Origin of the sequence: Streptococcus hillyeri (assembly GCF_003686955.1) — a bacterium.
Classification (GTDB): Bacteria; Bacillota; Bacilli; order Lactobacillales; family Streptococcaceae; genus Streptococcus; species Streptococcus hillyeri.
This window is the reverse complement of the sequence record NZ_RCVM01000018.1, coordinates 16050-35769: the sequence shown is the minus strand read 5'-3', so window position 1 is coordinate 35769 and position 19720 is coordinate 16050. Positions and strand designations below refer to the sequence as shown.

Below are 19720 nucleotides of genomic sequence, written 5' to 3'. Positions count from 1 at the left end.
ATGAGTCTGCGTCGTAAGAAATATGCCCTAAGTCTGTCCTTTGACAAGTATTTAAAACAATTGCTTTAGGGCAAAAAACTTTCAACACTTGCAAAATGGAAATAGAAGATTTCATGCGTTTGTCGTGAAGATGACCTGGTATATTTGTAAAAAACAGAAAATTGAAGTATAATAAAAGGAAAACGTAAAAATTAGGAGGATTATGATGTCTTCACGGAGTCGTCGTAGAACATCTCAGGCGTCAACGAAACATGGATTGTTGGGAGGCATTAATATTGTCTTGTGGGCAGTAACCACCCTTTTAACGGTTGCTGTAGTAGTCGTTTTGTTGACTTATAATATTTTAGGATTTAACAGCCAAAACTTTATTATTCCGATCGTTTTAGGGATTTTAATGGTTATCTTGTTGCTATTGATTTTGAGTAAAAAAGTCAGGGCAGTGGTGACCGTTTTTCTTGGTTTAATGATTGTGGCTCTGGGGAGTGGCTTGTTTTTTGTTAAGTCTGCATTGGATTTTTCAAATAAGTTAAACACAACGGCTAAAGTTTCACAAATTGAGATGAGTGTCATGGTACCAGTTGATAGTGATATTTCAGATGTTGCGCAATTAAGTTCAGTTTTGGCACCAGTATCTAGTGATGGAGATAATATTTCAGCTTTGCTTAGCCGTATTACTTCTGATAAAGGTGTTACCTTATCTGAGAAAACCTCCTTATCCTATTCTACAGCTTATGAAAGTCTTTTGGCTGGGGATGATAAAGCGATGGTCATGAATTCAGCCTATGCTGAGTTACTAAGAAGTAATCATGAAGATTTTGATAGTAAAGTCAAGACGATTTATACCTATACAATCAAGAAAAAAGTTGAGAGTACGAATCAGACCAAGACGGAATCAGACAGTTTCAATGTCTATATTTCCGGTATTGATACCTATGGGTCCATTTCCTCTGTTTCACGATCAGATGTTAATATTATTATGACTGTTAATCGTTCAACACATAAAATTTTGTTAACGACAACACCTAGGGATTCCTATGTACCTATAGCGGATGGTGGTAATAATCAATACGATAAATTGACCCATGCAGGGATCTATGGTGTAGATGCTTCGATGCATACTTTAGAGAATCTGTATGGAATTGATATCAATTATTATGCTCGGATTAATTTTACAACGTTCCTTAAATTGATTGATTTAGTAGGTGGTGTGACCGTGACAAATGAACAAGAGTTCACAAGTGGTAAGCATCATTTTCCCGTTGGAGAAGTGACCATGAGTTCAGAACAAGCTTTGGTATTTGTTCGTGAGCGCTACTCTCTAGAGCATGGGGACGATGATCGTGGTAAGAATCAAATGAAAGTTATCACAGCCCTTATTAATAAATTAACTAGCTTAGATTCTGTTGCCAAGTACAGTCAAATTATTAATGGATTAGGTAATTCTATCCAAACAGATATGCCATTTGAAACAATGATGACGCTAGCAAATGGGCAGTTGGATTCCAAACAGAGATATGATGTAACTTCTCAAGCAATTACTGGCACTGGCTCAACGGGTCAACTTCCATCCTATGCGATGCCAACAGCAAGGTTATATATGCTAAGTATTGATAATGCGAGCCTGGAGTCAGCTAAAGAAGCGATTAAGGCAACTATGGAAGGAAATTAATCATGATAGATATCCATTCTCACATTATTTTTGGGGTTGATGATGGGCCAGAAACTCTAGAAGAAAGCATAGAATTAATCAAAGAAGCTTATCGGCAAGGAGTTAGAACCATTGTTGCGACCTCCCATAGGCGAAAAGGGATGTTTGAGACGCCAGAGGTGACGATTCTTTCCAATTTTATAGTGTTACAAGAAGAAATTAAGGAGCTTTTACCAGAAATGACTTTGCTTTATGGTGGGGAACTTTATTTCACAACAGATATTATTGCAAAATTAGAGAAACAGACTATTCCAACCATGAATGGTACCCGCTTTGCCTTAGTTGAATTTAGTACAGGAACACCCTGGAAGACAATCCATGGAGCGGTGACTGATCTTCTAAATATAGGAATCACACCTGTTGTTGCTCACATAGAACGTTATAATGCTTTGGAAAATCGTAAAGATCGTGTTAAGGAGCTTATTGACTTAGGGTGTTACACTCAAATCAATAGCTCTCACGTTTTAAAGGCTAAGTTATTTGGTGATAAATATAAAGTCTTTAAAAAACGTGCGACTTATTTTTTGGAAGAAAATTTAGTCCATTGTGTTGCTAGTGACATGCACAATTTAGATAATCGTAAACCTTATATGAAAGAAGCTTATGTGCTCATTGAAAAGAGGTTTGGTACTAAAAAAGCAAGGCAACTCTTCCATGATAATCAGAAAATATTATTAGCAAATCAATTTATTTAGGAGAAATCATGCAAAATCAAAATGATACACAACAAGAGATCGATGTGGTCCACCTTTTGAAAAAATTATGGCTACGTAAATTTGCTATTATTTTTACAGCCCTCACTTTTGCTTTTATAGCTTTGGCAGCTAGTATCTTCCTACTAACCCCTCAATATGAATCGTTGACAAAACTTTATGTTGTTAATAAAGGGACTGACGAGTCTAAAATTTCCACACAAGATTTGCAAGCTGGGGATTATTTAGTAAAAGACTATAAAGAGATTATCACTTCAAAAACAGTTCTTGCAGGAGTTATTGAACGTGAGCAGCTGGATTTAAGTGTTTCTGGTCTAGCATCAAAAACAAGAATTGACATACCAGCTAATACTCGTATTATTTCAATTACAGTAACGGATGAAAATCCAGAAGTTGCTAGTCAGTTAGCCAATGCTTATCGAGAAGTTGCTTCTGAAAAGGTTAAAGAAGTAACAAATGTTGAGGATGTTAAAACGGTTGAGGCAGCAGAGCCATCGTCTTCTTCAGCGACTCCAAATCTTAAAAGAAATACTCTATTAGGATTTCTAGTGGGTGGTTTCATAGCAGTTGCGCTTGTTCTTGTCAAAGAATTATTAGATGATCGCGTGCACCGTGTTGAAGATGTTGAAGAAGTTCTTCATATGACTCTTCTTGGCATTGTTCCGGATACAAATAAGATCAAATAGGAGTTATCATGGCAGTTTTAGAATTAGTAAAATCCAAACAAGATCTCTACACAGAAGTTGAGGAGTATTGTAATAGTATTCGTACTAATATCCAGTTTAGTGGTCAAGACATTCGTGTGATTGCTTTGACCTCTGTTCAACCTGGAGAAGGGAAATCAACGACATCAACTAACTTGGCTGTTTCTTTTGCTCAGGCAGGATTTAAAACGCTTTTGATTGATGCAGATACTCGTAACTCAGTTTTATCTGGAACCTTTAAAGCAACGGGTAAGGTCAATGGCTTAACGAGCTATCTATCAGGTAACTCTTATCTATCAGAAGCAATTTGTGAAACTAATGTTCCAAATTTATCAGTTGTTCCTTCTGGTAAAACGGCACCAAATCCGACTACTCTTTTACAAAACACCAATTTTACAAGTATGATTGATAGCTTAAAAGAGTATTACGACTATATTATCATTGATACGCCACCAATTGGCTTAGTTATTGATGCGGCAATTATTGCTCAAAAATGTGATGGCACAATTATTGTGATAGAAGCAGGGGCTATTAAGCGAAAATTCATCAAAAAAGCAAAAGAGCAGATGGAACAGAGTGGTGCAACCTTCCTTGGAATTGTCTTGAACAAGGTAGATAGCCAATTAGATTCTTATGGTACCTACGGCAATTATGGCAGTTACGGAAGTTACGGTCAGAAAACGGCTAAGACAGATAAGAAGAGTAGACGTAGAAGATAGTCTCTAGCATTATTTTCTGGTCGAGACAGTTGAAATAAGGCTAAAACAATAGAGAGTCAGGACTTTTGTCTTAGGCTCTTTTTTGGTATAATAAATGAGATAGATTACAAGAAGTATAGGAACAGATATGAATTTAGAAGAACTAAAAAAACGCCAAGGGAAGATTCGTAACTTCTCAATTATTGCTCATATTGACCATGGAAAATCAACTTTGGCAGACCGTATTTTAGAAAAAACCGAGACAGTTTCAAGCCGTGAAATGCAAGCGCAACTTTTAGATAGCATGGATTTGGAGCGTGAACGAGGCATTACCATCAAACTTAATGCGGTGCAATTAAATTATAAGGCTAAAGATGGTGAGACCTATATTTTCCACTTGATTGACACGCCAGGACACGTTGACTTTACCTATGAGGTGTCTCGTTCTCTAGCGGCTTGTGAGGGGGCAATTTTGGTCGTTGATGCGGCGCAAGGGATTGAGGCTCAGACCTTAGCAAATGTGTATCTTGCCTTGGATAATGATTTGGAAATCTTGCCAATTATCAATAAAATCGACCTACCTGCAGCTGATCCAGAGCGTGTGCGTCAGGAAATTGAAGATGTGATTGGTCTTGACGCCTCAGAAGCTGTGCCAACATCTGCTAAAGCAGGTATCGGAATTGAAGAAATCCTTGAACAAATCGTTGAAAAAGTTCCAGCACCAACAGGAGATGTGACAGCGCCTCTTCAAGCCTTGATTTTTGACTCGGTTTATGACCCTTATCGTGGAGTAATTTTGCAGGTGCGTGTGGTTAATGGTGTCGTGAAGCCAGGTGATACCATCCAGATGATGAGTAACGGTAAGACGTTCGATGTTACCGAAGTGGGGATTTTTACACCTAAGGCGATTGGTCGTGACTATCTAGCGACTGGTGATGTTGGCTATATTGCTGCCTCAATCAAGACAGTTGCGGATACCCGTGTGGGTGATACGGTCACTCTAGCAGATAATCCTGCGAGCGAAGCCTTGGCTGGATACAAACAAATGAATCCAATGGTTTTCGCAGGTCTTTACCCAATCGAATCCAATAAATACAATGACCTTCGTGAAGCCCTTGAAAAACTTCAATTGAACGATGCTAGTCTGCAATTTGAACCAGAAACCTCTCAAGCACTTGGCTTTGGTTTCCGTTGTGGTTTCCTAGGTCTTCTTCACATGGACGTTATCCAAGAGAGATTGGAACGTGAATTTAATATTGATTTGATTATGACAGCGCCGTCGGTAGTTTACCATGTCAATACGACAGACGGTGAGATGGTTGAAGTGTCAAACCCATCTGAATTTCCTGATCCAACCCGTATTCAATCCATTGAAGAGCCCTACGTTAAGGCACAAATCATGGTTCCACAAGAATACGTTGGTGCTGTGATGGAGTTGGCACAGCGCAAACGTGGAGATTTTGTGACCATGGACTACATTGATGACAATCGTGTTAATGTTATTTACCAAATTCCGCTTGCTGAGATTGTCTTTGACTTCTTTGACAAATTGAAATCTTCTACACGTGGTTATGCGTCATTTGACTATGAAATTTCAGAGTACCGCACTTCTAAACTGGTTAAGATGGATATCTTGCTCAACGGTGACAAGGTCGATGCGCTCAGCTTTATCGTTCACAAAGATTTTGCTTATGAGCGTGGAAAACTCATCGTTGATAAGTTGAAAAAAATCATCCCTCGTCAACAGTTTGAGGTGCCAATCCAAGCAGCGATTGGACACAAGATTGTTGCCCGTACAGATATCAAGGCTCTCCGTAAAAACGTCTTGGCTAAATGTTATGGTGGTGACGTTTCTCGTAAACGTAAACTGCTTGAAAAACAAAAAGCTGGTAAGAAACGTATGAAAGCCATCGGTTCTGTTGAAGTGCCACAAGAAGCCTTCCTCAGCGTACTTTCAATGGATGAAGATGAGAAATAAGTCTGTTAAAAAAGAGGTTGTGAGAACATCCTCTTTTTTGAAAGGAGAAAGAATATTGTGGAAAGTATGGAAGTTATCATTTCAAAAGCGTTTGTACAAAATAGGCAAGTTGTCAAATAAATTTTCGATGATTTACCTGAATGGTTTGGCATCCCCGAATCTACCAAAGAATACATTGATACAGCTGGTAATCAGATTTGTTTATTGGCAAAAGATTCTCAGGATTATATTGGATTTATGAGCTTGATAGAAACATCTGAAGGGTTTGAAATAGATTGCATGGGAGTTTTGAAATCCTATCAAAATCAAGGAATCGGATCATTAATGATGGACACATTAAAAGAGTTTGCCCGCCAAAAGGAAAAGACAGCTCTCTTGGTAAAAACATTATCAGAAGCTTATCCAAGTAGCGAATATGCAAAAACGAGAGCATTCTATGAGAAAATGGGATTTATTAAAAGCCGTTATCTAGATATTTGGGGTGAGGAATTACCTTGTTTAGAGATGAGCTGTCAGTTCTAATACTTGTCAAAAATTAAAAATTACTTTTTGCTTCTTTCTTAAAAGTGCGGACGCTCCAAAGGTCTCCCAGACCTTTGGAGGTGGGAAATAAGACGAACAGAGTTCGTCACAGTCGATAAGGTTTGGGAAATTTTTAGGTGGGAAATAGAGCTGAAGAAGTCAGCGTCAAAACCTCCTACGGAGTTTCATTGCTAGATTTGAACCTCTTTTTCACAGTAGATGATTGGCTGTACTTGTCGACTACTCGATAGCGTCCACCCTAATCATCCTTGCGGGGGAACTACTACGAAATTGATTTTCAATTTCTGTAGTTCTCCCAAAAATCCGTTCTTATCAAGCCAATTCCCCTCCTTCTTTTATTTCTGAACTTGGGCTAAAACTGTCCACTGGACAGTTTCACTAATAAGAATACCACCATGGCGAAAGAAGCTCTGGAAAATCAATCCATTTATTGGTTCTTGATTTGACTTAAACTGCTAATTTTGATTTTGGATGAGTATAAAAACTTGCTGACGCGCATTATTGCTTTTGTTATACAAGATAAAAGTAGGTAATTGAAAAAGCATAGTATCAACAATGTTAATTTGATACTATGCTTTTTACTCTATAATTTAAGATAATATATTGTTTTTATTACAGTCCGTAGTTATAGTCGTCGTCTTTCATAGCTTCAACGGTACCAAGGAGATAGCCGTTACCGACTTGAGAGAAGAAGTCGTGGTTGCTAGTTCCTGTTGAGATACCATTCATGACAATTGGGTTAACATCGTCTGCAGTATCTGGGAAAAGAGGGTCTTGACCAAGATTCATAAGGGCTTTATTGGCATTGTAGCGCAAGAAGGTCATAACCTCCTCGGTCCAACCGACAGTGTCATAGAGTGACTTAGTATAGTTTTCTTCATTTTCATAAAGTTCGTAGAGGAGGTCGTACATCCATTCACGGAATTCAGCCTGCTTTTCTTCTGATAATTCATTAAAACCGAGTTGGAATTTATAACCGATATAGGTACCGTGTACAGATTCGTCACGAATAATCAGTTTAATAATTTCAGCAACGTTAGCCAATTTGTTATTACCGAGGTAGTAGAGTGGCGTAAAGAAACCTGAGTAGAAAAGGAAGGTTTCAAGATAGGTAGAAGCTACTTTTTTCTGAAGGGCATCGCCATTTTTATAAATTTCATTGATGATTTCAGCTTTTTTTTGCAGGAATTCGTTATTGTTTGTCCATTCAAAGATATCTTCAATTTCTTTTTTTGTGTTTAAGGTTGAAAAAATCGAAGAGTAAGATTTAGCGTGAACAGATTCCATGAATTGGATATTGTTCAGAACAGCTTCCTCATGAGGTGTTCTAACATCTGCACGGATGGCTTCAATACCAGATTCAGACTGCATCGTGTCAAGGAGGGTCAGTCCACCGAAGACTTTACCAACCAAATCTTTTTCATCTGCGCTTAGTTTACGCCAGTCGTCAAGGTCGTTTGACAGTGGGATACGGGTATCGAGCCAGAATTGCTCGGTTAATTTTTCCCAAGTTGATTTGTCGATAACGTCTTCAATTTCGTTCCAGTTAATGGCGCTATAGTAGTTCATGAGTGTTTCCTTTTTAGTTTTATTTGTTTATTATATCATATTTTGTTATGATAAGGAAAAGAGAGAAGTGGGGGAAAATGCGTAGTGTTAGTAGAAATGATAATGGAGTTCATCTTAGGAGGATTCATTTTCATAAGTGACCGTTGGTTGTTAGAGCATCCTAAGGGGAATAGTTTTTCTGAGAGTGCTATTAGAGGAGGTATTTACACCGTATGGTTAATCAGTACCCTTATATTTAGTTGGCTAACTGTTCAACTGTTTTCGGTCATTCTGAAGGGAGAAAGGAACTGGGCAATTATCTTAGTGGCTATTGTTAGCCTAGCGATTGCCATTTGGATAGGTTATCGCTTTTGGCGCTACACGAAAGCCTTACTTTTAAAAAGAGCCCCTAAAAATGATGTTTAAATGAATTAGTATAAGAGGTATGACGAGACAAAGGAAGAGGCAGAGACGTGATGGTCTTTGCCTCTTTTATGTGTTCAGAGATGTAAGGCGATTAAATCACACAGCTTTCACATTGGTTAGCACCAACCTCTTCGCCATCATCTGTGTAGGTACGGACGTAGTAGATCGATTTAACCCCTTTATTGAAGGCATAGTTACGAAGGATAGAAAGATCACGTGTCGTTTGTTTGCTTTCTGTTTTCCACTCATAAAGCCCAGTTGGGATTTCGCTACGCATAAAGAGGGTCATTGAGAGCCCTTGGTCCACATGCTCTGTAGCCGCAGCATAGACGTCGATCATCTTGCGCATATCCATATCATAGGCTGATTGGTAATATGGAATGGTATCTGTTGACAAACCGTAAGCTGGGTAGTAAATCTTACCAATTTTTTTCTCTTGACGTTCTTCAATACGTTGCGTAATGGGATGGATAGAAGCAGAGCAGTCGTTAATGTAGCTAATAGAGCCGTTTGGTGCGACTGCTAGGCGGTTTTGATGATATAAACCATCTGCCATAACAGCTTGACGAAGGGCTTCCCAATCCTCTGCTTGCGGAATAAAGTGATCTTTGAAGAGCTCTTTAACCAATTCTGATTTTGGTACAAATTTGCCTGTAACGTATTTGTCGAAGTAAGAGCCATCAGCATAAGCAGATTTCTCAAAATTCGCAAAAGTAATGCCACGCTCACGAGCAATATTATTTGATTCTACAAGTGTCCAGTAATTTAAGAGCATAAAGTAGATATCTGTAAACTCAATAGATTCGGGTGAGCCATATTCGATATGGTGTGTCGCAAGGTATGAATGAAGTCCCATGGCACCAAGACCGAAAGTATGAGCCTGGCTGTTACCATATTTTACGGTTGGCACAGCATCGATGCTTGAACTATCTGTGACAAATGTTAGCGCGCGTGTCATGGCCTTGATTGATTTTCCAAAGTCTGGAGAAGTCATCATGTTGATAATATTGGTTGAGCCAAGGTTACATGAGATATCCATCCCCATTTGAAGAAATTCTTGTGCATCATTGATGTGACTTGGCGTCTGGATTTGAAGAATTTCTGAACAGAGGTTAGACATGATGATTTTACCGTCAATTGGATTCGCACGGTTTGCTGTATCAATATTGACAATATAAGGGTAACCAGATTCTTGCTGGAGTTTAGAAATTTCAGTTTCTAAATCACGAGCTTTAATCTTCGTTTTGTTAATATTTGGATTGGCTACCAATTCATCGTACATTTCTGTGATGTCAATGTAATTGAATGGAATACCATACTCTTTTTCAACACTATAAGGGCTAAAAAGGTACATGTCTTCATTATTGCGAGCGAGTTCGTAGAATTTATCTGGAACAGTCACCCCAAGAGAAAGGGTTTTGACACGGACTTTTTCATCCGCATTTTCCTTTTTCGTTGACAAGAAAGCAATGATATCTGGGTGGAAAACATTAAGGTAAACCACACCAGCCCCTTGACGTTGTCCTAGTTGGTTAGAGTAAGAAAAACTATCTTCGAAGAGTTTCATAACAGGGACAACCCCAGAAGCAGCACCTGCATAACCTTTAATAGGAGCGCCAGCTTCACGAAGATTATTGAGACTGATACCAACACCTCCGCCGATACGAGACAATTGCAGAGCAGAGTTGATGGAACGTCCGATTGAGTTCATATCATCAGTAACTTGAATCAAGAAGCAAGAAACAAGTTCACCACGACGGCTACGTCCAGCATTCAAGAATGATGGAGTTGCTGGCTGATAGCGCTGGTGAATCATTTCCATCGCCAAGTCATGTGCTAATTCTTCATTACCATCTGCAAAATAGAGGGCGTTGAACATGACACGGTCCTCAATACTTTCCAAGTAGAAGTCCCCGTCATTGGTTTTTAAAGCGTATTGCTGATAAAATTTGTAAGCAGCCATGAACGATTTGAATTGGAAGTTTTCATTTTTCAAATCAGCAGCCAATTTTTCGATAAAATCAGGAGCATATTTGCTGATAAATTCTGTTTCAATATAATCATGTTCAATTAAGTAGTTGATTTTTGCCATCATGTTATCAAAAGCGAGTGTATTTGGAATCACATTTTCGCTAAAGAAAGCTTTGAGGGCCTCTCTATCTTTGTGTAACATGATTTGTCCATTGACAGGACGATTGATTTCATTATTGAGGCGGAAGTAGGACACATCGCCAAGTTCTTTAAGACTCATCTCTATTAGTTCCTTTTCAAGTATAGTATTATGAAACGATTTCTTTTAATTTAGAGGGCTGGAAACCTGAAAAGACAATATCGCCAGCTTCAATCACTGGAGCAGCTGTAAAGCCGAGAGATTTAACATAGTCGATTTTCTCTGGATGCTCGTCAATGTTGATTTCTTCAAAATCTGCACCGGCTTTTTCTAAAAATTTCTTAGTCATATTGCACTGCATGCAATTGTTTTTTGAATAGACAGTAATTTTAGTCATAGTAACATCTCCTAAAAATAATACCTTACTAGCATACCAAAATTTAGAGAAAATGCAACTGAAAAAAACGAAAACAACACAAAATATAGTGTGATTAAATTTTCACAAATACCATATATAGTGGTTTGTTCGTTTTTTCTAAAAGAGAGAAAAATCATGATAGGAGAACCAATTTTCTAAAAATCGTAAAATTATTTTAAAGTTGGGTGAAATGACCCATAAAACTTGACTACCAAGCGCTTTTAAGTTATGATAGATTCTGTTAGAGCGATACGCTCAAAAAAAATTGGAGGATTTGTTAAAATGGCTAACAAACAAGATTTGATTGCAAAAGTTGCGGAAAGCACTTCATTAACTAAAAAAGATTCAGCAGCAGCAGTTGATGCTGTATTTGCAGCGGTTTCAGAATACCTTGCAGCGGGTGAAAAAGTTCAACTTATCGGATTTGGTAACTTTGAAGTTCGTGAGCGTGCAGCACGTACAGGTCGCAACCCACAAACTGGTGAAGAAATCACAATCGCAGCATCAAAAGTTCCAGCATTCAAAGCTGGTAAAGCACTTAAAGACGCTGTTAAATAGTAAAACTGTCCAGTGGACAGTTTTAGCCCCTGAGCCTAGAAATAAGAAGCGAAGGGATAAGAAGACCAGAGATAGTTCTGGTCTTTTGTTTTGAAAATAGTTAGCTAATCTATTTGACGCCTATTGTATCAACGTTTCTGCGTTGTGCAGTAGGCTTTTTTCTGTGTTTTGGGGCTCCAAGTATCGGGGGAGCGATACTTGGAGGTGGGAAAACAGAGTCTGTGATAAACCAGTGCGAGATCACAGGCTCACTTATGAAAGGGGCATAAAATCAGTAAGTTTCCATGATGTCAGTAACATTTGATTTCTTTTTTAAGGATAGAGTAAAAGGCTTAGTATCAATTTCATCAAATAGTGGCTTTTCATTTGTTTGACTGAGTTTTAGTTGCGAGACTATAATCCCTTTTTATACTATCCTAGTGTTCTTACATAATGATATTCTACTTTTTACCTTAAAATTAGACCGGTATGTGCTATAATAGTTCTATGAATACTAAGCAAAAAATTGAGAATTATGAATTATTGTTAATGCAGGCAGAGGGTCTTTTTGCCAATGAGACAAATGCTTTGGCGAATTTGTCAAATGCTTCTGCCATGTTGCGCGTGACCTTGCCAAATTCTGTGTTTACAGGTTTTTACCTTTTTAATGGTCAAGAATTGATTTTAGGGCCTTTTCAAGGTGGTGTTTCTTGTGTCCATATTGCTCTAGGTAAAGGCGTTTGTGGTGAATCTGCTGAAAAACGTGAAACATTGATTGTAGATGATGTGACTAAGCATGATAATTACATTGCTTGTGATAGCGCAGCCATGTCTGAAATTGTTGTTCCAATGGTTAAAGATGGAAAGTTGGTTGGTGTTCTGGATTTGGATTCTAGCTTAGTAGCAGATTATGATGCCATTGACCAAGAATACTTGGAAAAATTTGTTGCTATATTATTGGAGAAAACATTCTTTAACTTTGATATGTTTGGAGTAGAAGGTTAATGTATCAAGCACTTTATCGGAAATATCGTAGCCAAGCCTTTGATGAGATGGTTGGCCAAGAGGTTATTTCGACGACTTTGAAACAAGCTGTCGCGTCTAAGAAAATTAGCCATGCTTATCTTTTTTCTGGGCCTCGTGGAACTGGTAAAACTTCTGCGGCGAAAATTTTTGCTAAGGCAATGAACTGTCCTAATCAAGTAGATGGGGAGCCTTGTAATCATTGTGATATCTGTCGTGATATTACAACTGGTAGTCTAGAAGATGTCATTGAAATTGATGCTGCTTCAAATAATGGGGTTGATGAAATTCGTGACATTCGTGATAAATCTACCTATGCTCCAAGCCGAGCGACATATAAAGTTTATATCATTGACGAGGTTCATATGTTATCAACGGGGGCTTTCAACGCTCTCTTGAAGACTTTGGAAGAGCCTACTGAAAATGTTGTGTTCATTTTGGCTACGACAGAACTGCACAAGATTCCAGCGACCATTTTATCCCGTGTGCAACGATTTGAATTTAAGTCCATTAAGCAGGCTGCTATTCAGCAACATTTGGCAGGGATTTTAACCAAAGAAGGTATTTCTTATGACGATGATGCTCTGGTGATTATTGCTCGACGTGCTGAAGGAGGAATGCGTGATGCTCTCTCGATTCTTGATCAGGCATTAAGCTTAGCACCAGATAATCAAGTGACAGTTGCCATTGCTGAAGAAATTACGGGATCCATTGGACTTGTGGCACTTGATGATTATGTCGCAAATATTCGTCAACATCAGGTGACAGAGGCGCTTGATAACTTGGAGACTCTCTTTGACAGTGGTAAATCCATGAGTCGCTTTGCGACGGATTTATTGACTTACCTTCGTGATTTGCTAATTGTTCAAACTGGTGGACAAGCCAATCGTCAGACGGAGCAGTTTACCGAAAATCTGAATATTCCTCAAAGTCAGCTATTTGCTATGATTGATACGGTTACGACTAGCTTGCCTGAGATTAAAACAGGTACACATCCTAAGATTTATGCAGAGATGATGACCATTCGTTTAGGGAACAATAGCAAAGCAGTTCAAACGGAGATTCCAGAAAACTTAGAAGCAGAGCTTAGTCAGCTACGTTCAGAGATCGCGGAGCTGAAAAAGCAATTATCACAAGGTATTGCAAGTCCTAGCTCTGCCATTTCTCCGAAACCTCAAACCAAGAAAAGTGCTGTCGCCTTCAAAGTAGATCGAGTCAAAATCATAACAATCATGGAAGAAACAGTTGCCGATAGCCAACGCTCGCGTGAGTATCTAGAGGCACTAAAGGGCGCGTGGAATGAGATTTTGGACAGCATCTCTCCGCAGGACAGGGCCTTATTGATGGGCTCAGAGCCAGTTCTTGCCAACTCTGAAAATGCGATTTTAGCCTTTGATGCTGCCTTTAATGCAGAACAAGCCATGAAGCGAGAAAATCTCAATGCTATGTTTGGTAATATTATGAGTAAAGCAGCAGGCTTTTCTCCGCAAATTATGGCAGTGCCACGCCAAGACTTCAATGAGATTCGTGCAGAATTTGCTCAAAAAATGAAAGCACAACGTGCAGAACAAGAAGAAACTGTAGATGAAGAGCCAGCACTTCCAGAAGAATTTTCTTACTTAGCAGATAAAGTTGAGATTGTGGAAGATTAAGAGAATAGATGAGGCTAGAAAAAGCTTAAAAACAGAGAATGGCTTAGAGCACGACAAACGCATGAAGAAAATATCGCTTTCAGATAACGATTTTTCATAAAAAGATATATTTTTAACCATGAAATTTTGTTATAATATAGACGAAAAAGAGGCTGAATCGATGTATGTATGTAAATGTCGTGAAAATATTTTGAAAAAATGCATGTAGCTAGAAAATGGTTACATGCATTTTCTTCATGCGTTTGTCCTGTGACTTAGAGTGACGTTTCTTGACACATCACTCTAAGCCGTTTTATATTGTTTACTTTCTTTATTGCAAGACTAACATTTAAGTTTTTGCCAGCTTCATTTATTAGTGTGACTAAGAAATGATAATTTTTAGTAGATACCTTTAATAGAGATTGTGATTATCTAACAACGATAATCATTTCTTCAAAAAAGAACAGTGGAGCAATAATTTTACTTTTCATGTGAAAATACTCACTTTTGTTTTTCTTTATTGTATGATATCATAAAATTAAAAAGTATTCCCATATATGCTTATTGGAGGTGTATGATGAAAAAATTTGGAGAAATTTTTAAAAAGTTTCGAGAATCTAGAGGATTACGATTAAAAGATGTTGCAAAGGCTGGTATATCAATCTCCCAGCTATCTCGATTTGAAAAAGGAGAGACAGATTTAACCATTTCTAAGTTTATGGCTATTTTAGATGAGATTAACATGCCAATTGATGAATTTATGTATGCGGTGCATGATTTTCATAGGGATGAACTGAATGAACTCTTGTCAAAAGTTCGGCATTTTGTATCAACTCACGATATTGAAGGCATGAAAAAGCTTCTATATTCACAGATGGAATCGGAGAATAAAAGGGGTAAATTTTATCAACTCAATATGATTTTATTGAAAATTCGTTTGCAAGATTTATCAGGAGAAGCTTATTATAATCAAAAGGATTTGGACGATTTAACCGACTATTTGTTTAGTGTGGAATATTGGGGATATTATGAATTGTTGATTTTTTCAAATACTTTAGATGTCCTAAAACATGATGTTTTCATGGTTTTGGCTAGAGAAATGATCCGGCGCTCAGATTTTTATAAAGAAATTCCTAATAATAGGCGTTTAATTTCCACAATGCTATTAAATGGGTATATCACCTGTATTGAAAGAGGAAAGTTACTTGATGCCTTGTATTTTGAAAAGCAATTAAATCAGTGTTTTTTCATTGAGACAGAAATTTATGAGCGCTTGGTTTTCCAGTATGCTAAACATTTTTATGACTATCGCGAATCGGGTAACCAAGATGCCATTGTAGGGATGCAAAAATGTATTGAAGCGATGGTGTTAGCTGGGAGTGATCAATTGGCACAGATTTATCGTAAGCATTTAGATAAATTGTAGTAATACGCAGATATGGGAAAAATTTTTAGTGGAAGTTGAGAGTGATATACTTAAAGGGATTAGCCATTGATTGCTTTCACTGGTTGTGTCTAGGTGGTTTAATTCGGAGGAAATATCATGAAACTATTATCTTATCTTGGAAAATTCAAGTATGTCGCCCTTCTTATCTTTATTCTGGGTGGCTTTGCTAGTATTTTACAGTCACTCGTGATTAAAAAGGTTATTGCGATTGATACGATATCTGATTTTAATTCTTTGTGGAAACTCTTTGCTGTGGGTTTATTGACCTATTTGGTATTCTATGGTCTAGAGTTTGGAGCAAATGTAGTTTACGATATGTCTTGTAAACGGATGATGCTAATCTTGCGTAAAAAATTGGCGAGAACAGTCTTACTATCTAGTGAGAGCATAGACCAACATGAGGCAACCAATTTTCTGAGCCAAGACCTAGAGTTTTTCTATGATAATTATGTGACGCAGGTTATGCGTTTGCCCAAAAATGGAATGCTTTTCCTTGTAGTGTCTATTTATTTAATCAGCTTAAATCCAACGTTAGCATTGTTATTTATTCTAGGCTCGTTGTTGCGTCCCTTACCTCAGTTGTCTTTGACGAAACTTACGGATTCTCTGGGAAAGAAGCAGAGCGAGGAGCGAGAACATTCGATGGCTTTACTGATGGATTATGTTAATGGTGGAAGTACTTTATTACATCATCAGGCTTTTGAGACTACCTATGGTAAACTTAAAAACCAAGTAATAACCTACGAAACAGCTCGTCGCAATTATTATTACTTGTCTAATTTTCTCTTTTTCTGTAATGGATTGACGCAATTTTTGGGCCGTGTTTTGCCAGTTGGTATTTATTTCTTATTTCCAAATACGTTTGGTCATATTCCCGTATCTTCTCTTGTAGCCATGTTTATTGCTTCAAGTAGTTTGTCCAGTCCTCTTCAAAATATGATGTATGCGACATTTAGTATGCAGGCTGCCAACTCGATCAAAACAAAAATCTATGAGTTAATGGATAAGCATGTTGATAAAGCAGAAGTTCCATACATTCCTGATTTTAAAGCTCTGACTTTGCAAAATATCACAAAATCCTATGGAGAGAAATCCATTTTTAAAGAGTTTTCCTATACCTTTGAAAAAGGGAAAAAATATTTGATTAAGGGAGCCAGTGGACGAGGAAAAACGACCTTACTAAATATCATCAAGGGTGAGACTGTAGATTCTGGAAAAGTTGCTCTTGTGACAAATGACAATCAAGTCTTTGAGACTTACCAAGCTAATATCGGGATGGTGAATCAATCGCCTTTTCTCTTTAATGGAAGTCTAGAAGAAAATATCTGTCTGAATCAGACTTTTTCCCGTGAAGAAATGACCAAAGTATTAAAGCAAGTTCATTTGCTTGAAGAATTCCCTGAAGGCTTAGATTTCCAAATTGAAAATAATGGTAGTAATGTTTCAGGTGGTCAGCGTGTCAGGATAGAATTGGCACGATTTTTACTCCGTCAAAAGGATATTTTGCTTTTGGATGAAGTGGCTGCTGCTTTGGATAAAGACAATGCTCGTAGAGTAAGAGAGTTGATTTTTTCACTTCCGATGACCATTATTGAAGTGGCTCACCATGTAGATGAAGTGTTCAGTTATGATGCTGTGATAGAATTGTAGGTGATGAGATGTTTAAGTATTTTAATAAATTTTTGGTGACTTTAGCCCTCATCTCCAGTGTTTTAAACAGTTTTGTCTTTCTCATTGAACCATTAATGACAGACAAAATTTTCGACCTTACAGCGTTAAATAGCTGCAAAGAGATATGGGATTTTTTGGTCTATGGACTGACACTCTATTTGCTCTTATATGCTGTCATGTTTATTGCCAATCTCTTACTGAACCAGATAATGACCATTGGTTGTGGCAACATTCGACTTAGTCTCTATCAGCAGTTGATGTTAGGTCATCAGAAAATGGGCAATGATAAGAAAATTTCGCTATTGACACAGGATGTCGAATATTATCTCTGGAACCATATTAGCCCTAGTGTTCTCCTTGTTGCACATATTAGTAATTTCCTCTTACTTAGTATCTACCTCTTGTCCAAAAATATACCGATTGGTTTGCTGTTTATTGCCTGTGCCTTTCTTTTCTTAGTTGTTCAACTTAGAATTAGTAAAATAGCAGAGCAAAAAGGGGGCGAACAAGCCGCAGAAAGACAGAAATTACTGAGTTCATTGAGTGATACGATTGCTGGAAGGTCAACATTGGCTCAGAATCAAGCCCTTTCTCCTAGTTTTAAAGTGCTTCAAAAACAATCAGCATACTATGAAAAGTCACGGCAAACATTTGGGATTTATCAATCTTTCTTTGCCTTTTTAGCCAATCTGATGCTCTTTGTGTCTCAATTCTTACCAATCTTTTTGGGCCTGGTTTTGATGACAGTAGGGACAGATTTGAGAACGACTGACCTGATTGCGATGTTTATTGCGGCAACACGTCTGGAACAACCTTTGATGAATATCATTAACGATATTTTTAGGCTCAAAGGAGCAAAGGCTATTTCTGATAAATTCGATCAAATATTGGCACAGGATATCCCTAACGTTCAGACAAATTCAGTATCTACTAAAAGTTTCGAAGCGTTAGCATGTCATCAATTGACCAAATCTTTTGCAGGTAGGGTGCTATTTTCTAATTTCTCTTATCGCTTTGAAAAAGGGAAGAAATACTTGATTAAAGGACCAAGTGGCTCTGGAAAATCGACTCTCTTTAAGTTGATGTTACAAGAATTAATTCCAGACAAAGGCGGGCTAACGATAGTACTTGATGACGGTCAGGTGATGAAAGATTACCAACAGCGAATCGGTTTAATTGCTCAGTCACCTTATCTCTTTAATGATAGCATTCGATATAATTTGACGCTAGGAGCTGAATTTTCCGATGCCCTATTATTGGAAAAGCTAGAGCAGGTAGGTTTGACGTCTGAGTTTGATGATATTTTAGAGTATCAAATTGCTAATAATGGCGAAAATATTTCTGGTGGACAACGGGCACGGCTTGAAATTGCACGCAGTCTGATTAGACAAAAAGATGTCCTTCTTGCAGATGAAGTGACAGCTCCGCTTGATGCTGAAAATGCCAAGAACATTCGAAATCTGCTATTTAATCTACCAGTCACTGTTATTGAAATCGCCCACCATATTGATGATGATTTTGTCTATGATGGAGAAATTGAGTTAACATCATACAAAAAAGCCTAAAATCCTTGGTCGGATGTGACCAAATTTTAGGCTTTTTGATTTGAATTATAGTTATTACCACGACGTTAAGCTAACTTCCCCACTAGAAATTTCCATCATGCCACCAGAATCTAATTCAACAAGGAGGCCACCGTTTGGAGTAATATCTTGGGCAATTCCTGAATAATCCTGCCCGTTTTGTGTGAAAGTGACATGTCTATCTAATACTAATGATTTATCACGGTAGACCTTGTACAAATCATGTTCTGGAATGGTTGAAAAGATATGCCAGATTTCACTAATGAGATCGTTTCGTGTAATCGTAGGCAAATCATCTGAAAAGAGGCTACCAGCTTTCTGCTTGAGATCGTTTGGAATACCTTTAAGATGGAAATTAATCCCTACACCAATGATAACATCTGTAATAGTACCAGTCTCAATTGAGGAAACGGCCTCTGTTAAGATACCAACAATTTTTTTACCTTCAAAATAAATATCGTTGACCCATTTGATATCACAATCTTTACCGGTTAGGCGGTGAATGGCTCGGACTGTTGCACTTGCTACCATGAGCGTATAGGTCGGTAGTTGATCAAAGGCTACATTTGGTTTAATGTGCAAACTCATGTAAATGCCCCCATTTTTTTCAGCAAAAAATTGGCGCCCCATTCGCCCACGAGCTGCGGTTTGATTACCCGCCAGATAGAGTCTAGGAGAGGAGTTCCCACTGTCCATACCTTGCTTGGCATCTAATTGGGTAGAAGCGCTGCTTTGCACAAAAGTCACAGGAAGACCGGTTTGGGAAGTGATTTTATCTGGAATCAAGAGGTCACCAGATACCCAGCGATAGCCTTTTCCTTTGCTGGTTTCTATCGTAATGCCTTGTTCTTCAAGAGTTTTTATAGCTTTCCAAATGGCTGTGCGAGACACTTGCAAGGATTGAGCTAGACTTTCACCGGTAATAAAGTCTTTTTTCTCGTAAAGTGCCTCAAAAATTTTTTCGTATGTTTTCATAAGTCTA

17 protein-coding genes are annotated in these 19720 nt (G+C 38.0%); 13 read left to right on the top strand and 4 right to left on the bottom strand.

The annotated features are described in order from the left end of the window. Window positions 1–205 precede the first annotated feature (205 nt). The 6 genes from cpsA (at window position 206) to EAF07_RS08380 (ending at window position 6323) form a co-directional block, all read left to right on the top strand. Window positions 206–1669 carry an LCP family glycopolymer transferase CpsA gene (gene cpsA / locus EAF07_RS08405; protein ID WP_121836120.1) on the top strand — a complete coding sequence of 488 codons (1464 nt, stop codon included), beginning with the start codon at window positions 206–208 and terminating at the stop codon, window positions 1667–1669. Window positions 1670–1671: 2 nt separating this feature from the next. Continuing rightward, window positions 1672–2403: a capsular polysaccharide biosynthesis protein Cps4B gene (gene cps4B / locus EAF07_RS08400; RefSeq protein ID WP_121836119.1), complete on the top strand. Its 732-nt coding sequence runs from the start codon at window positions 1672–1674 to the stop codon at window positions 2401–2403. A gap of 8 nt (window positions 2404–2411) precedes the next feature. Continuing rightward, window positions 2412–3107 (top strand): YveK family protein, encoded by a 696-nt coding sequence (locus EAF07_RS08395; protein ID WP_121836118.1) that lies wholly within the window; start codon window positions 2412–2414, stop codon window positions 3105–3107. Window positions 3108–3115: 8 nt separating this feature from the next. Further along, window positions 3116–3844, top strand: a complete 729-nt coding sequence (locus EAF07_RS08390) for a tyrosine-protein kinase (RefSeq protein ID WP_121836117.1) — start codon at window positions 3116–3118, stop codon at window positions 3842–3844. Window positions 3845–3971: 127 nt separating this feature from the next. After that, window positions 3972–5801, top strand: a complete 1830-nt coding sequence (lepA, locus tag EAF07_RS08385; RefSeq protein WP_121836116.1) for a translation elongation factor 4 — start codon at window positions 3972–3974, stop codon at window positions 5799–5801. Window positions 5802–5921: 120 nt separating this feature from the next. Further along, a complete protein-coding gene (locus EAF07_RS08380; protein ID WP_121836115.1) occupies window positions 5922–6323 on the top strand; it encodes a GNAT family N-acetyltransferase in 402 nt (133 codons plus the stop codon). 633 nt (window positions 6324–6956) lie between these two features. Here EAF07_RS08380 and nrdF read toward each other — a convergent pair. Beyond that, the gene (gene nrdF, locus EAF07_RS08375; RefSeq protein ID WP_121836114.1) at window positions 6957–7913 is read right to left on the bottom strand and encodes a class 1b ribonucleoside-diphosphate reductase subunit beta; all 957 of its coding nucleotides are present in this window, start codon (window positions 7911–7913) and stop codon (window positions 6957–6959) included. 84 nt (window positions 7914–7997) lie between these two features. Here nrdF and EAF07_RS08370 point away from each other — a divergent pair, with 84 nt between their 5' ends. After that, a complete protein-coding gene (locus EAF07_RS08370) occupies window positions 7998–8318 on the top strand; it encodes a hypothetical protein (protein WP_142925598.1) in 321 nt (106 codons plus the stop codon). A gap of 91 nt (window positions 8319–8409) precedes the next feature. Here the strand turns inward: EAF07_RS08370 and nrdE are convergent, their stop codons facing one another. Both nrdE and nrdH read right to left on the bottom strand, forming a co-directional pair. Next, complete coding sequence (gene nrdE, locus EAF07_RS08365; RefSeq protein WP_121836112.1) at window positions 8410–10569, bottom strand: class 1b ribonucleoside-diphosphate reductase subunit alpha; 2160 nt, start codon at window positions 10567–10569, stop codon at window positions 8410–8412. Window positions 10570–10597: 28 nt separating this feature from the next. Continuing rightward, window positions 10598–10825 (bottom strand): glutaredoxin-like protein NrdH, encoded by a 228-nt coding sequence (gene nrdH, locus EAF07_RS08360; RefSeq protein ID WP_121836111.1) that lies wholly within the window; start codon window positions 10823–10825, stop codon window positions 10598–10600. A 303-nt stretch (window positions 10826–11128) separates the two neighbouring features. Between nrdH and EAF07_RS08355 the strand changes: the two genes are divergently transcribed. The 6 genes from EAF07_RS08355 (at window position 11129) to EAF07_RS08330 (ending at window position 18720) form a co-directional block, all read left to right on the top strand. Further along, complete coding sequence (locus EAF07_RS08355; RefSeq protein ID WP_027974570.1) at window positions 11129–11404, top strand: HU family DNA-binding protein; 276 nt, start codon at window positions 11129–11131, stop codon at window positions 11402–11404. Between the two features lie 486 nt (window positions 11405–11890). Further along, window positions 11891–12388, top strand: a complete 498-nt coding sequence (locus EAF07_RS08350; RefSeq protein ID WP_121836110.1) for a GAF domain-containing protein — start codon at window positions 11891–11893, stop codon at window positions 12386–12388. Beyond that, complete coding sequence (gene dnaX, locus EAF07_RS08345) at window positions 12388–14058, top strand: DNA polymerase III subunit gamma/tau (protein ID WP_121836109.1); 1671 nt, start codon at window positions 12388–12390, stop codon at window positions 14056–14058. Before EAF07_RS08350 ends, dnaX begins: the two co-directional genes overlap by 1 nt. 556 nt (window positions 14059–14614) lie before the next feature. Beyond that, entirely contained in the window at window positions 14615–15463 is an 849-nt protein-coding gene (locus tag EAF07_RS08340; RefSeq protein WP_121836108.1) for a helix-turn-helix domain-containing protein, read from the top strand. Window positions 15464–15580: 117 nt separating this feature from the next. Continuing rightward, on the top strand, window positions 15581–17134 hold the full coding sequence (locus tag EAF07_RS08335; RefSeq protein ID WP_183121684.1) for an ATP-binding cassette domain-containing protein: 1554 nt from the start codon (window positions 15581–15583) through the stop codon (window positions 17132–17134). 8 nt (window positions 17135–17142) lie between these two features. Then, window positions 17143–18720, top strand: a complete 1578-nt coding sequence (locus tag EAF07_RS08330; RefSeq protein ID WP_121836106.1) for an ATP-binding cassette domain-containing protein — start codon at window positions 17143–17145, stop codon at window positions 18718–18720. A gap of 54 nt (window positions 18721–18774) precedes the next feature. Here EAF07_RS08330 and birA read toward each other — a convergent pair whose 3' ends face one another. Beyond that, a complete protein-coding gene (gene birA / locus EAF07_RS08325) occupies window positions 18775–19713 on the bottom strand; it encodes a bifunctional biotin--[acetyl-CoA-carboxylase] ligase/biotin operon repressor BirA (protein WP_121836105.1) in 939 nt (312 codons plus the stop codon). Between the last annotated feature and the right edge of the window lie 7 nt (window positions 19714–19720).

What these genes read in the sequence shown, in the direction of transcription:
- lepA (WP_121836116.1), top strand. Translation starts at nt 3,972, where the DNA reads ATGAATTTAGAAGAACTAAAAAAACGCCAAGGGAAGATTCGTAACTTC.
- nrdE (WP_121836112.1), bottom strand. Translation starts at nt 10,569, where the DNA reads ATGAGTCTTAAAGAACTTGGCGATGTGTCCTACTTCCGCCTCAATAAT.
- EAF07_RS08355 (WP_027974570.1), top strand. Translation starts at nt 11,129, where the DNA reads ATGGCTAACAAACAAGATTTGATTGCAAAAGTTGCGGAAAGCACTTCA.
- EAF07_RS08350 (WP_121836110.1), top strand. Translation starts at nt 11,891, where the DNA reads ATGAATACTAAGCAAAAAATTGAGAATTATGAATTATTGTTAATGCAG.
- EAF07_RS08340 (WP_121836108.1), top strand. Translation starts at nt 14,615, where the DNA reads ATGAAAAAATTTGGAGAAATTTTTAAAAAGTTTCGAGAATCTAGAGGA.
- EAF07_RS08330 (WP_121836106.1), top strand. Translation starts at nt 17,143, where the DNA reads ATGTTTAAGTATTTTAATAAATTTTTGGTGACTTTAGCCCTCATCTCC.
- EAF07_RS08395 (WP_121836118.1), top strand. Translation starts at nt 2,412, where the DNA reads ATGCAAAATCAAAATGATACACAACAAGAGATCGATGTGGTCCACCTT.
- dnaX (WP_121836109.1), top strand. Translation starts at nt 12,388, where the DNA reads ATGTATCAAGCACTTTATCGGAAATATCGTAGCCAAGCCTTTGATGAG.
- cps4B (WP_121836119.1), top strand. Translation starts at nt 1,672, where the DNA reads ATGATAGATATCCATTCTCACATTATTTTTGGGGTTGATGATGGGCCA.
- cpsA (WP_121836120.1), top strand. Translation starts at nt 206, where the DNA reads ATGTCTTCACGGAGTCGTCGTAGAACATCTCAGGCGTCAACGAAACAT.
- EAF07_RS08390 (WP_121836117.1), top strand. Translation starts at nt 3,116, where the DNA reads ATGGCAGTTTTAGAATTAGTAAAATCCAAACAAGATCTCTACACAGAA.
- nrdF (WP_121836114.1), bottom strand. Translation starts at nt 7,913, where the DNA reads ATGAACTACTATAGCGCCATTAACTGGAACGAAATTGAAGACGTTATC.
- birA (WP_121836105.1), bottom strand. Translation starts at nt 19,713, where the DNA reads ATGAAAACATACGAAAAAATTTTTGAGGCACTTTACGAGAAAAAAGAC.
- nrdH (WP_121836111.1), bottom strand. Translation starts at nt 10,825, where the DNA reads ATGACTAAAATTACTGTCTATTCAAAAAACAATTGCATGCAGTGCAAT.
- EAF07_RS08335 (WP_183121684.1), top strand. Translation starts at nt 15,581, where the DNA reads ATGAAACTATTATCTTATCTTGGAAAATTCAAGTATGTCGCCCTTCTT.